The sequence below is a fragment of the Qipengyuania sp. 902 genome, assembly GCF_051195295.1.
In the GTDB taxonomy this organism is placed as follows: Bacteria; Pseudomonadota; Alphaproteobacteria; order Sphingomonadales; family Sphingomonadaceae; genus Qipengyuania.
This window is the reverse complement of sequence record NZ_JBNJLJ010000001.1, coordinates 217,858-229,020: the sequence shown is the minus strand read 5'-3', so window position 1 is coordinate 229,020 and position 11,163 is coordinate 217,858. Positions and strand designations below refer to the sequence as shown.

General features: G+C 64.1%; 12 protein-coding genes. 5 read left to right on the top strand and 7 right to left on the bottom strand.

Features of this window, described 5'->3' with window-relative positions:
* The first annotated feature begins 62 nt into the window (after nucleotides 1–62).
* Nucleotides 63–797: an energy transducer TonB gene (locus tag ACSH0F_RS01100; RefSeq protein WP_435199083.1), complete on the top strand. Its 735-nt coding sequence runs from the start codon at nucleotides 63–65 to the stop codon at nucleotides 795–797.
* A gap of 11 nt (nucleotides 798–808) precedes the next feature.
* Here the strand turns inward: ACSH0F_RS01100 and ACSH0F_RS01095 are convergent, their stop codons facing one another.
* The 6 genes from ACSH0F_RS01095 to ACSH0F_RS01070 form a co-directional block, all read right to left on the bottom strand.
* Complete coding sequence (locus tag ACSH0F_RS01095) at nucleotides 809–3,364, bottom strand: HWE histidine kinase domain-containing protein (RefSeq protein WP_435199081.1); 2,556 nt, start codon at nucleotides 3,362–3,364, stop codon at nucleotides 809–811.
* Nucleotides 3,361–3,903: a biliverdin-producing heme oxygenase gene (locus ACSH0F_RS01090; RefSeq protein ID WP_435199079.1), complete on the bottom strand. Its 543-nt coding sequence runs from the start codon at nucleotides 3,901–3,903 to the stop codon at nucleotides 3,361–3,363. Before ACSH0F_RS01090 ends, ACSH0F_RS01095 begins: the two co-directional genes overlap by 4 nt.
* Nucleotides 3,904–4,048: 145 nt before the next feature.
* Nucleotides 4,049–4,360 (bottom strand): polyhydroxyalkanoic acid system family protein, encoded by a 312-nt coding sequence (locus ACSH0F_RS01085; protein ID WP_278327775.1) that lies wholly within the window; start codon nucleotides 4,358–4,360, stop codon nucleotides 4,049–4,051.
* Nucleotides 4,360–5,118, bottom strand: coding sequence for a hypothetical protein (locus tag ACSH0F_RS01080; RefSeq protein WP_435199077.1), 759 nt, complete (start codon nucleotides 5,116–5,118; stop codon nucleotides 4,360–4,362). The genes ACSH0F_RS01085 and ACSH0F_RS01080 overlap by 1 nt, the downstream gene beginning before the upstream one ends.
* Nucleotides 5,119–5,128: 10 nt before the next feature.
* A complete protein-coding gene (locus tag ACSH0F_RS01075) occupies nucleotides 5,129–6,343 on the bottom strand; it encodes a toxic anion resistance protein (protein ID WP_435199075.1) in 1,215 nt (404 codons plus the stop codon).
* Between the two features lie 150 nt (nucleotides 6,344–6,493).
* Nucleotides 6,494–8,227 (bottom strand): fatty acyl-AMP ligase, encoded by a 1,734-nt coding sequence (locus tag ACSH0F_RS01070; protein ID WP_435200505.1) that lies wholly within the window; start codon nucleotides 8,225–8,227, stop codon nucleotides 6,494–6,496.
* A gap of 133 nt (nucleotides 8,228–8,360) precedes the next feature.
* Here ACSH0F_RS01070 and ACSH0F_RS01065 point away from each other — a divergent pair, with 133 nt between their 5' ends.
* From ACSH0F_RS01065 to ACSH0F_RS01050, 4 genes are all read left to right on the top strand, one after another.
* Complete coding sequence (locus ACSH0F_RS01065; protein WP_435199073.1) at nucleotides 8,361–8,942, top strand: regulatory protein RecX; 582 nt, start codon at nucleotides 8,361–8,363, stop codon at nucleotides 8,940–8,942.
* On the top strand, nucleotides 8,942–9,427 hold the full coding sequence (locus ACSH0F_RS01060) for a DUF192 domain-containing protein (RefSeq protein ID WP_435199071.1): 486 nt from the start codon (nucleotides 8,942–8,944) through the stop codon (nucleotides 9,425–9,427). The genes ACSH0F_RS01065 and ACSH0F_RS01060 overlap by 1 nt, the downstream gene beginning before the upstream one ends.
* Before the next feature lie 180 nt (nucleotides 9,428–9,607).
* Nucleotides 9,608–10,006, top strand: coding sequence for an NADH:ubiquinone oxidoreductase subunit NDUFA12 (locus ACSH0F_RS01055; protein ID WP_278327769.1), 399 nt, complete (start codon nucleotides 9,608–9,610; stop codon nucleotides 10,004–10,006).
* Between the two features lie 2 nt (nucleotides 10,007–10,008).
* Complete coding sequence (locus ACSH0F_RS01050) at nucleotides 10,009–10,521, top strand: DUF2155 domain-containing protein (RefSeq protein WP_435199069.1); 513 nt, start codon at nucleotides 10,009–10,011, stop codon at nucleotides 10,519–10,521.
* Here ACSH0F_RS01050 and aat read toward each other — a convergent pair.
* On the bottom strand, nucleotides 10,446–11,144 hold the full coding sequence (aat, locus tag ACSH0F_RS01045) for a leucyl/phenylalanyl-tRNA--protein transferase (protein ID WP_435200503.1): 699 nt from the start codon (nucleotides 11,142–11,144) through the stop codon (nucleotides 10,446–10,448). The genes ACSH0F_RS01050 and aat overlap by 76 nt on opposite strands.
* Between the last annotated feature and the right edge of the window lie 19 nt (nucleotides 11,145–11,163).

Sequence of the window (11,163 nt, the reverse complement as noted above, 5' to 3'; positions counted from 1 at the left end):
ATCGATGATCCTGCCCCTGCGTCCGGCGGAACACGGGGGGCGAGTGGGCCGTTCCAAACCCCATGGCACACGAAGCGACGCGCTACGCAGGGATCAGAAGAAAGCCCAATCCGTGGGTTATCCTCGCCATCGTGCTGATTCATTTGGGCATCTTCTACGTGCTCATACGTAGTCTGGCGCCGAATGCGGTCGCGACCGTGGAGGAAAGCGTCGTCTCCGCCTTTACTGTCACCGTCACCGTCCCGCCAGAGCCAGAGCCAGAGCCGGAGGTGCAGCAGCCGGAGCCGGAAGGGGAGCAGGGCGACCCCGGGCGCGATGCGGTGGCGAAACCTGTGACCGCGCCCACGCCGAAACGTCCGCTGCGCGAGGATCGGCCTGCTCCGCGTGCGGCATCGACCGGCACGGCAGATACCTCGGGCGCAACCGACGCAGGCGACGGCACTGGCGCTGCGGGATCGGGGCTCGGCACCGGCAGCGGCAATGCCGGAACCGGTCGTGGCGGAGGCGCGGTGACGAAGCCGGAAATTGTTTCCGGCGCGCTCAATTCGGCGCGCGACTTCCCCATTCCGCCAGGCGGGCGCGAAGCGCGTATCGGCACCTCGGTGATCGTGAAGGTCACGGTGTTGCCGAGCGGCCGGGCGACGAATTGCTCGGTTTACCGCTCAAGTCCGTTTCCCGACACCGACGCGGCAGTCTGCCGCTTGGTGGTCGAACGGCTGCGCTTCCGCCCGGCGACCGATGCCGACGGCGAACCGGTGGCCGCGCCGTTCTATTACCAGCAGCGTTTCTTTAATTAACTTTCCGCTGATCAGGCAGCAGGCTCGTATTCCGACAGTATTCGCGATAGCTCCTCACGGCCGTATGGCTTGGTCAGCAAACCAGTCGCGCCGAGTGCTTCCAGCCGCTCCTGCATCTCGCCATAGCCGGTCGCAAGCCAGAACGGGATGCCGAGTTTCACAAGCTCCTGCGCGACACGCTCGCTCGACTCCTGGCCTAGGTTGAAATCGAGGATCCCAAGTTGGGGAGCGTTCTTGCGAATGGCATCGAGCGCGCCGGTGACATTGCTCTCGACATCGACCGTCGGCACGCCGAGATCGCGAAGACAGTCTTCGGTATCCAGCGCGATCAGCATGCTGTCTTCGACCAGCAGAACTCTCTCAGGAAGATCTCCGGGCATATCGTCCTTCGGTTTAGGGACGCTGGTCGGGCTCGGCGTTTCTCCGCGCGATGCCCATTCGACGAAGCGCTCAGGCACGCAGAAACGCGCTCTAACGCCTTCCAGCTTATATTCGATGCTGGCCTCGCCGCCGAGTTCGTAAGGCAGTGAGCGTTCGATGATCGTGCTGCCGAAACCGCGACGCTTGGGCGGTTTGACCGGCGGACCGCCGCTTTCGTGCCACAGGATTTCCAGATCGCCGGTATCCCCCCGCCGGACATCGATTTTCAGCTGACCGGTCGAATCGCTGAGCGATCCGTACTTCGCCGAGTTCGTAATCATCTCGTGGATGACGAGTGCCAGGACGGTGTAGGCTTCCGGGGTAATCATCGCTTCCGGCCCATTTACCTCCAGCCGGTCGCATTTGCCGGCAAGATAGGCTTGGGCTTCGGAATCGATCAGCTCAGAAAGCGGGGCTGAACTCCAGTTCCCCTTGGTAATATTGTCGTGCGCCATCGCGAGCGAAGCGATGCGCCCGCCGACGATTTCGGCGAAATTGTCGACGTCTTTCGCATCGCCCTTCGACTGATTGATCAGGCCGCGGATCAGGTTGAGGATGTTGCGGACCCGGTGGTTCAGCTCGGCGATCAGGAGTTCCTGCTTCTCCTGAGCCCTGCCCCGCTCCTGCATCGCCTCGTCGGTGACGCGAAGGATGATTTCGAGCAGCGTGACGCGCAGGCCCTCGGCGATCTGTTTCTCGGATGCCGTCCACGGGGAAGACCTGCCGTCGACCGTTTCCTGCCAGGCCTCGAAGCTCTTGCGCGGGGTCAGTCGCGCGCCGTTCGGTCCGTATTCGACAGGCTTTTCCGGATTGCCCGCCCAAGTCACGACCTGGCTCAGCGGCTTGCGCCAAAGAACGAGATAGTCGCGCGGGGTGCGCGACACCGGGATGGCCATCGCGCCAACTGCGCGGTCGGCAAAACGCTCGGCCTTCGGGATGCGTTCGGCGATCGCGTCGGTGGTAAAGACGCGGCTGGTTGCAGCCGCGTTGAGCAAACCCACGATGGCACGGAACTCTTCCTCGTTCGGTGCCGAGCCGCGGGCATTGTAGACATCGTCTATGAAGACGCTGGCCCCGTCGTGCTCGACTATGCGCTGGATCAGCGGATCGATCGTCGGCAGGCTTTCGGAGAGCGACTGGCCAGCGGCGATGTCGCGCATCAGGCGGTCGTGCACCTTGCGACCTTCTTCGCGAACCGCTTCCTCCTGGCTGGCGATTACGCGCTCGAGCGTCAGGGAGAAAAGCTCGGAAAACAATTCCGCGCCGGTGCGCTGCGAATAGGGAAGCAGCTTGGGGCTGTAATGATGGCAGGCGAACAGGCCCCACAACTTGCCGCCGATGATGATCGAGATCGACAGCGAGGCGCCGACGCCCATGTTTTTCAGATATTCGATATGGATCGGCGAGACGGCGCGCAGTGTGCTCATGCTGAGGTCGAGCGGTTCGCCGTCGAGCGAGATGCCGGGCTCGATCGGGACGGGCTCTGAATGCACATCGCTGATGATGCGGAAGCGATTGCGCACGTAAAGCTCGCGCGCCTGTGCGGGAATATCGGACTTCGGATAGCGCAGGCCGTGGAAGCCTTCCAGATCCTCGCGCTTGGCCTCGGCGACGACTTCGCCCGACAGGTCATCATGGAATTTATAGACCATGACCCGGTCGATATCGAGGCTGTGGCGCAACTGCCGTGCCGCTACGCCGACAAGCGCCGACACCTCCGTGAACTTGTCGAATCGACCCAGTACCGGGCGCAGCGCAGCCAATTGGCGGTCGAGTTCGCCTTCCAAGTACGGCTCGATTTCCAGAACGGTGTAATTGCTCGTGGAGTGGATGGCGCAGTCGAACTTCTTGCCATTGCCGAACAAATCGAATCCGAACATCCGTTCGACCTGATCGGAATGGGAGACTTGCGAGGCAAGGCTGCGAAGGCGCTGCATTGCATGGGGCGGCACGATGTCCGTGAGTGCCATGCCCAATTCTATAGGCTTCTCGGAGCCGGTAATCTCCCCGAAATTTGCCGAGTAATGCGACACGAACCAGTCGGCATTTAATGCGACGAGCGCGCCGAAGGGCTGGATAGCACCCAGCTGGTGGATCGGCTCGCGATCGCAATTCGTCAGGTCGACATCGTATTTGGCGGCTTTCATGCGGCGGCCCTTTCGGTCGCTGAGCGCTGAACCGCAAGGAAAATCTCGAACACCCGGCGCGCACCGCGGATGGCGTGCTTATGCGTTGCTTCGTCCATGGGGACTTCTATGCGCGGGCGCAGCTCCGCCCAATAATGCGGCATGGCTTCGTCACCGAGAAAGCGATCCGCGCCGCGCAGCCCCGCCTTGCGGCGTCGGTGCAGCAAGGCCCGGTTGCCGAGAGAGGACCCGGCGAGCGTCCATGCGATGCCCCACGCCTCACGTGGGTCTTCCGCCTCGAACGTCGGCACATCGTCGATCGGCCGAGCGCCAAGCTCTCTAAGGTCTTCCCGGATCAGCGAAGTCTGGTTTGGCGGCAGGGGGGCGGTTGCATGCACCGACAGCCAGCTTTCGACCGGAGAGCGCACGGCATGTTGGATCTGCAGGAATTGGGCATACTGCGCGCCCTCGGCCAGTGACGATAATTCCCGGTCGAGCGCATCGTGCTGGAAGCGTGTGGCTGCCTTCAAATCGGTGCGGAGCGTGGTTCGCTCGGTCATGGAACGGGTTGGTCCCCCAAAAATCGGACTTTTCCCTCCGCGACAGCCTAACCCGCCTGCGACGCGGGATGGGGGATGATGCCGATCTCAAACAACCGCGCAGGGCAGTTGCTGTTCCGGGAAATGGGCAGTTTTCGGCTGGTGGTCAGTCGCCGCTCTTGTCGGCCAGCATCCGCTGGCCCTGGCTGGCGATCGCCTTTGCGACCATCGGCTCCACGAAGGAGAGGGCCGGAGGCAGGTTCACCTCGAAAACGACCTGGTTTTCCTCGATCAACACCTTGCCGTCCACGCGCTGGCCCATGGTGGAAACCGACAGGTTCATGCAGTCCTCGTCCGGCCAGCTGGTCTCCACCTCGGCCATGCCGCCGGGGACGAAGTCGCGGATCTTGTGCGAGCGCGATTTCAGGCGGTTGCGGACGGTGTCCTTGGGCAGGTCGTGGGCAATCGGAACGCGCATCAGCTCTTGTCCTCCAGTTGCGGGCTGGTCTCGGTGCCCGCGCCGAACTTGTAATCGAGATAGCGATGTTTGATCGCCAGATCGTCGAGCGAACCTTCGGCCAGTTGGCGGGTGATCGAATCGATCTCGCCGCTAATCTTGCCAAGGCTCTCGGTCAGTTGCTCGTCGGGCGTTATCCCCGCGCGCTTCTCGGTGCGGAGATGCGCCGGGATCTTGCGATAGCTTTCGATCATCTCGGGGAGCTGCTCGCCGACAAGGCTGCGCACTTCGCGCGCCTTGGGATGGTTCTGGTCGACACCTTCGAGCTGGAGGCCGAGCGCGTCGAGCTGGACGCCCATGTCGTTGACGATAGTCGCGGCAGGCGGGGGCAGGGCGGGGCGCTGGGCTTCCAGCCACAATTCGGTCCGGCCGACCATCTGCTGGACATTGCCTTTGTTGATGTCGGCCCGCCTAGGCGTCTTCACCTTCGGGAAATTCGAGAAAACGGCGATGGCTATGGCAGTCGCGACGACTACGGCCATCACGCCCCAGAAGCCGATCCCGCTCAGGATGGCCCCGGCGATGCCCGCGCCCACCCAGATCGCGAAGACGGCGAGCACGATATTGCGCACGCGCAGCCACAGGTTCTTCTGCTTCAGCCTGGCCGAACCTTCGCCGATCGACGGCGCGCGGCGGTGCCGACCGCCCGCGCGATTGTCGTCGCGCAAGATGCGGCCCTGCTCGATCAGGCGCTCGCTATCGCGGGTGAGGTCGTCCACGTGACTGGCCTCAGTTCTCGATGCTCAGCAGACCGCTGTCGGCCACCTGCTGCTGCGCTTGGGCCTGCCCTTCGGCGCGGGCGATATAGCCCTTCGACTTTTCGACCTCCTGCCCCAGCAGGGTGACGGTCTGCTTCATGGAGTCGAGCGCGCGGATTTTGAACTCGTCCACCTCGTCCATCGTGTCGTAGATGTTCTGGAAGGCGCGTTGCAGCGTTTCCAGAGGAATGGTGCTGGCGGCGGCCTGCTCGTGGATCTTGCCGGTCTGATCACGCAGCATGGTGCTGGTGCTGTCGATGATGCCGGCGGTCGTGTCGTTGAGTGCGGTGATCTGGCCGAGCACGAGGCGCTGGTTGGTCATCGCCTCGGCAACCGTGACCGCCGTGCGCAGCGCGCCGACGGTGGTGGTGCTGGCGCGATCCACGCCCTTGACCAGCTCGACATTGTTCTTCTTCACGAGATCGAGCGCGAGATAGCCCTGCACGCTCACCGCCATCTGCGTAAGCAGATCCTGCGTGCGCTGGCGGACATAGAACAGCGCAATTTCGCGCACGGCCTTGGCTTTCGCCGGATCGGTCGCGTCGAGTTCGGCGGCCTTCTCCTCGAGCTTGGCGTCGAGCGTGTTGGAGATGTGGATCATCTGTTCCAGATTGCCCATCGCCTCCCACAGCTTCTGGCGCTCCACATCGATCGCGGCATTGTCCATGATCAGCTCGTCCTTGCCGCTGGCGAGGTTCGAGAGGATCGACTGGATGTGCGTCTGCGCACTCTGGTAGCTGCGGAAGTAATTGGTCAGCTTGTTGCCGAACGGGATGATGCCGAGGATCTTGCGCGTGCCCGACAGCTTGCCGCGCTTGCCGGGATCGAGGTCCTCGACCACGCGGCGCAATTCGGCAAGGTTCGCGCCGACGCCTTCGTCCTTGTCCATCGCGCGCACGGGGCGGTCGAGGAAGCGATTGGACATGCCGGCGGCCGCCATGATCTCCTTGCGGCCCATATTGGTGAGCTGGTCCACCTTCTTGCCGAATTCAGGCGAATTGGCGTCGGCGGAGATCAGGTCCTGAACGAAGCCGTCGACCTTGGTTTCCAGCTTGCTCTTGGTCTCTTCGGAGACGGGAACGAGGCCGGCTGCCTTCTCGGGCGCGACCTGCCGCACCGGATCGGGCGGCGTCAGGTCGAATTCGGTCGCAGTGGCAGTCGCGGTTTGCGTCTTGCTGTCGCTCATGGTCGCGCGGGTCTCCCGGTTACAGGCGCTGATATCTCTCCACCTGTATTAGGATCGTAAGACACGATCTTCAAGGCGGCATCGCAATCCTGCGCGCAGCGTCGCGCGTTCGGCAAGCATTTTCGGCGGTGGTCGCCCGCGCAGGGCTCGTTAGGCGGCGAGGTCCAGCGGCTGGATTTCGCCCGACAGGTAGAGCCGCTTGGCCTTGGCGCGGCTGAGCTTGCCGGAACTGGTACGCGGCAGCGTGCGCGGCGGTACAAGTTCGACCACGCAGCTCATGCCGGTGACGCCGCGGACCTTGTCGGCGATCTGGTCGCGCAGCTTGATGCGTTCTTCCGGTTCGGACACGCGGCAGTGGACCAGCACGGCGGGCGCTTCTTCGCCGTTATCGGTATCGACCGAGAAGGCGGCAATGTCGCCGTGGTTGAAGCCGGGCAACTGCTCCACCGCCCATTCGATATCCTGCGGCCAGAGGTTCTTGCCGTTGATGATGATCATGTCCTTCGCCCGACCGACGATGAACAGGTAGCCATCGGCCATGTAGCCCATATCGCCCGTGTCCAGCCAGTCGTCGACGAGGCATTCCTGCGTCGCTTCCTCGTTGCGGAAATAGGAGTGCATCACGCTCTTGCCGCGGCACCAGACCTTGCCGATCTGATGGTCGCCCTTGGCCGTGCCCTTTTCGTCGCGGATCTCGACCTCCATGCCAGGGATGGGTTTCCCGCAGTTGACGATGGCGCGATAGCGAGCAGGCTTCGACAGATCGCGCGGGCGACCCGACAGGCGCTCTTCCTCGACCAGTTCGACTCGGATGCCTTCTCCCGGCGGCATGACCGTCACCGCGAGGGTCGCTTCGGCGAGACCGTAGCTGGGGTTGAAGGCACTGGCCTTGAAGCCTGCTTCGGCAAAGGCATTGACGAAATTCTGCATGACGTCGGGCCGGATCATGTCTGCGCCATTGCCCGCGACCCGCCAGCGTGAGAGGTCGAACCGGTCGCCGACATTGCTCTGGCTGGAAATGCGGCGCGCGCAGATGTCGTAGCCGAAGGTCGGGGAATAGCTGAGCGTGGTGCCTTTGTTGCGGCTGATGAGATCGAGCCATGCGAGCGGACGGCGGGCGAAATGCTCCGTCTTCAGATAATCGATCGACGCCTGGTTCGCGATGACCGACAGGAAACAGCCGACCAGCCCCATGTCGTGATACCACGGCAGCCAGCTGACCACGCGGTCGTTACCGCAGAACTCCATCGAGATGGAATGGCCCTGCAAATTGTGCAGTAGCGCCTCGTGCGTCACCGCGACGCCGGTCGGGAAACGGGTCGAGCCGGAGGAATACTGGAGGTAGCAGATGTCTTCGGGCCGCGCTTCGGGCAGATCGCATTCGGGATCGGGCCGCAGGGCGAAATCTTCCCAGCTCTGCCCTTCGCAACTCTGCCGTTCGGCAGCCGCGGCGCCCATTTCGGCGATTTCGTTGGGGTAGATCAGGATTTTCGGATCGCTGCTGTCCAGCTGCACGGCAAGCTGGTCGATATAGCCTTCCTTGCCGCCGAAGCCGGTCGGCAAGGGCAGCGGCACGGGCCAGGCCCCGGCATAGACGCAGCCGCAGAACAGCGCGGCGAATTCGGCGCAGGTTTCCGCCACCAGCGCCACGCGGTCGTCCTTGCCGATCCCGGCGGCGACCAGCTGGCGCGCGACCTTGAGCGCGTCTTCCCGCATGTCGGCATAGCTGTAGACGCGCTGCAACGTCCCGCGCATATCGTGGAAATTCATGCCTTTCGCGCTCTTGGCGGCATAGTCCACCGCCTCGGTAAAGGTCGCGAAATCGGAACGGCGACGGGTGAGGTCGCAATCGTTCGGCGTCGGCGTCAATGCGGCGTCGGTCATAATCTTGTAGCGATACCCGTGGATTGCGTAGGCGCCCGAGGCCACCCTCATGATTCCCGAAAAGCGCCCGTCGTTATGCGGGCGCTTGCACAGTCTTTCCCATTTCATGGGGACTGTGGCAGGAATATGGCCGATGAGTGATGCAGACGCAACGTCCCGGCGTAGAAAGCGCACGCCTAAACCCCTCGACGCAAGCCGTCTGGAGGAGCTGGCGCTGGCTTACGTGGCGCGGTTTTCCACCAGTGCAGGCAAGCTGCGCGCCTATCTGAAGCGCAAACTGCGCGAGCGGGGCTGGGATGGCGATAGCGAGCCGCCGGTGGAGCAGCTCGTCACGCGCTTTGTGGAAAAGGGCTATGTCGACGACGCGGCTTACGGTCGTGCCAAGGCGCAGGGCCTTCTTGCACGCGGCTATGGCGGGCGGCGGGTCGAACAGGCGCTGCGCGCTGCCGAGATCGAAGAAGAAGTGCGGAGCAAGCTTGCGCCCGACGAGGCGGAGCGGCGCGCGGCGATCGTCGCGCTGGCGAGGCGGCGCAGGTTCGGCCCTTATGCCGGGCCGCCGCCCACAGATACAGAAGCCGCGCACAAGCTGCGTGAAAAGCGGCTTGCCGCGCTGCTGCGTGCAGGCCATGATTTCAACGCGGCACGGCGCGTGCTGGAAGCCGCGACTGTCAAGGAGCTCGAAGAATGGGTCGCGGAAGCAGCGCAGGACGATTGATGGCGCGTGGCCTGGCGGGGCTCGCCGCGGCGCTGCTCGCGGCCTGTTCGGCGCAACCGGCAGCGGAAGCCGGACCTGCGGCGGACGTCGCGGCCGAGACGACGCATCCCGTTTCCGGCCTCGAAGTCATCCCGCTCACCGTCACCGGCGCGTCGGGCACGCATCGCTTCGCTGTCGAGCTTGCCGACTCGCCCGAAGCCCAGCGCCGCGGCCTGATGTTCCGCACTGAGCTGCCGGACGATGCGGGCATGATCTTTCCCTATGACGGGACGACGGCGCAAAGCTTCTGGATGAAAAACACGCCGCTGCCGCTCGACATCATTTTCATCGGGCCGGACGGGCGGATCAGCAATATTGCCGCGATGACGGAGCCCTATTCGCTCGAATCGGTTTATTCGGTCGGCCCGGTCCTCGGCGTGCTGGAGCTGCGCGGCGGCCTTGCGAGCGAGCTCGGGATCGAGCCCGGCGACAAGGTGGATTGGTGATGGGGAGATGAGTGTACGCCTGCGCCTGCCAGGAACCAGACAACCGAGCGGATGCGAGGCAAGCGCGACTGCGCGCCCGCAGCGACGCGACCTTAAGGTCGTGTGAGCGAGGAAAGCCAAGTGCGCGGATGCGCACGCCGGCGCTTGAGGCGCAGCAAATAAAAGGCTAATCGCGCCGCCATGAGCTTTCTCGGCAAGATCTTCACCTGGTGGAACGGTGCCACCATCGGCACCATGCTGTGGTCCTCGCGCAATGGCGAACATGTCGGCACCGATGCGCAGGGCAATGCCTATTATCGCTCCAAGAAGCGCGGCGAAGGGCAGCGCGAGCGGCGCTGGGTGATTTACGAAGGCAATAACGACGCGAGCCGCATCCCGGCCGAATGGCACGGCTGGCTGCACGGCGCGGGCGAAGATGTGCCCGAGAGCTTCCTGCCGCCGCCGCGCATCTGGGAAGCGGATTACACGCCGAACGCCACGGGCACGACGGGTGCCTATCGCCCCGCCGGTGCGCTCGAACGCGGCGGCAAGCGTGCGCGCGCGGTCGGCGATTACGAAGCTTGGTCGCCGGACGCGTGAGCATGCGCGGGGCACTCGCCCTCATCGGCACCATGGCTTTGGTCGCAGGCTGCTCGGACGAGGTTCCGGAAACGCCTGCGACGCTGGAAACCGAAATCCCCGAGGATTTGCAGCAGTCGGAGCTGCCTGAGGTGCCCGCCGACGAAGCCGGCATCGGCACGCCCATGGCCGAGCGAGTCGCCACGATCGGCCTTCTCAACAAGCGCAACAATGTCAGCCAGGAGTTCGAGCTTTCGCCCGGCGAGCAGCGGCGCGCGGGCGATGTCATCGTGCGGCTGCAGGCCTGCGAGCGCACCGCGCCGTGGGAAATGCCGAAGGAAACCGGTGCCTTCGTCCAGGTGCTGGTGCGTCAGCGGGGTAGCGAGGACCAGTTTGCCCGCATTTTCTCGGGTTGGCTGTTCAAGAACTCGCCCAGCCTGAACGTCGTCGAACACCCGATCTACGACGTCTGGGTCAAGGATTGCGCGATGAGCTTCCCGGGCGAAGAGGCCTTGGACGAGGCCACTTCCGAATAGGAGCGGATCGCCGTGGGGATTGCCATCTCCGGCGACCCCGTGGCCCCCGACAGCAGGCCGAGATAGCCCGCTTGCGGCAGCGCCACAGCGCCCAGCGTCGCGAGGTGTTCGGTCATGAACTGGCAATCGAGCAGGCGATAACCCGCTTTGCGCATAGCGGCGACCAGCCACGCCAGCGCCACCTTGCTCGCATCGGTCCGGCGGCTGAACATGCTTTCCCCGCAGAACACCTGGTCGAAGGCGACGCCGTAAAGCCCGCCTGCCAATTCCCCGTCCTGCCAGCATTCGATCGAATGGGCATGACCGGCGCGGTGGAGCGCGAGATAGCTCGCCTCGATGCGGTGGCTGATCCAGCTTTCCGCATGCTCTTCGCGCGGCTCGGCGCAGGCGGCGATGACCTCGCCGAAAGCGCGGTCGCACGTTACCTCGAAGCGACCTTGCCGCAGCGTCTTGCGCAGGCTGCCCGACAGGCGGAACCCGTCCAGCGGGATGATCGCCCGCTCGCGCGGCTCGACCCAATAGACCTCCGGGTCACTACGATGGTCGGCCATGGGGAACACGCCCGCGCGATAGGCGCGCAGTAGCAGGTCGACGGGAATCACTTGGGAGCCAGGGGCGTGCATCGCGGGCGGTCTTACCAGT